Origin of the sequence: Mycobacterium sp. E2462, from assembly GCF_001672685.1 — a bacterium.
GTDB lineage: Bacteria > Actinomycetota > Actinomycetes > Mycobacteriales > Mycobacteriaceae > Mycobacterium.
In genome coordinates, this window is the sequence record NZ_LZKC01000168.1 from 1 (window position 1) to 707 (window position 707).

Here is a 707-nt window from a genome sequence, read left to right on the forward strand (position 1 = left end):
CCGCGCGGGCGCTTCTCTGTTGACGGCGGTGGTGATGGGCTGGGCGTGGGCGCGTTGGGGCCGTGCCGAGTGGATCACGCGCCGGTTGCCCAGCGGCACCGCCGCGGACGCATCCCGATGGGTGGTGTTCACCGAGGCCGCCCGGCACGACTTCGTCCAGGCCGCCTCGTATTTGGTGGTGGGCGCCGCGGCGGCGGCGGTGTTGCATGTCGTGGTGCCCGCGTGGGTGTTCACGCACCTCGCGTCCGACATGGCCTTGAGCGTGGCGCTGATGGCCGCCCTGGCCGTCGCGCTGGCCCTGTGTTCGGAGGCGGACGCGTTCGTGGCGGCCAGCCTGACGATGGTGCCGCTGTTGCCGCGGCTGGTGTTCTTGGTGGTCGGCCCGGCCGTCGATGTGAAGCTGTTCGCCATGCAGGCCGGCATGTTCGGCCGGGCGTTCGCCGCGCGTTTCGGTCCCGCCACCTTCGTGGTCGCGGTGGCGAGCGCGTGCGCGATCGGGTGGCCCCTGCTGGGTGGTGGGTGAATGAGCCGCGAAACGGAGAACACCGTCCTGCTCCTGGTCGGCATCAGCGTTGCCATGATCACGGCGTCCGGCGCCTTCACGCGGTACGTCAAACCCGGGCTGCTGCCGTGGCTGGTCGCGTCGGCGGTGTTGCTCATCGGGCTCGCGCTGGTCGTGGTCATCGGTGACATCCGGCGCGGCGCCC

Annotated in this window: 1 protein-coding gene and 1 pseudogene; both read left to right on the forward strand. The window is 71.4% G+C overall.

Annotated features, from left to right (window positions below; all coding sequences use genetic code 11):
- Positions 1–523 (forward strand): permease (locus A5714_RS07855; protein WP_197513608.1); only part of this gene is annotated, 523 nt, incomplete at its 5' end.
- Positions 524–707: pseudogene (locus A5714_RS07860) on the forward strand (TIGR03943 family protein); the annotation flags it as partial.